Annotated in this window: 1 protein-coding gene; it reads left to right on the top strand. The window is 51.2% G+C overall.

Going from position 1 to position 504, the window contains the following annotated elements; all coding sequences use genetic code 11:
• Positions 1-504 (top strand): DUF1549 domain-containing protein (locus JNK74_30575; GenBank protein MBL7650513.1); only part of this gene is annotated, 504 nt, incomplete at both ends.

The following is a 504-nucleotide window of genomic DNA, read 5'->3' as shown; positions in this document are numbered from 1 at the left end:
CGCGCGCTATTCCGACACGCAAGGCGTCAACGACACGACCACACTGCTTTATCCATTTGCATACACCTATCGCGACTGGCTGATTCGCGCCCTGAATGAAGATTTGCCATACGATCAATTCCTGCTGCAACAACTTGCCGCCGACCGTTTGCCGAACAATGAATCGCGTAATTTGGCCGCACTGGGATTTTTGACCGTCGGGCGCGGAGGATTTGCCACAACAACCGAAGAGCGAATTGACGACAAGGTTGACGTGGCAATTCGCGGCACGATGGCGCTGACTGTAAGCTGCGCGCGCTGCCACAATCACAAATTCGATCCAATTCCGACGGCAGATTATTATTCGCTGTTCAGCATCTTCGCCAATACCCACGAACCTGACAAATTGCCGCTGCTCGATCCTGTTTCTGCCAAGGATCCGAAAGAAATCGAGTTGCAAAAGGAAATTGCCAAAATCAACGACGAAGTTGAAAAGTATCGCGTCAAACGCTTTCCCGAACTGAA

The sequence above is a fragment of the Candidatus Hydrogenedentota bacterium genome, from assembly GCA_016791475.1.
Lineage (GTDB): Bacteria > Hydrogenedentota > Hydrogenedentia > Hydrogenedentales > JAEUWI01 > JAEUWI01.
This window is presented reverse-complemented; position numbering and strand designations above follow the sequence as displayed.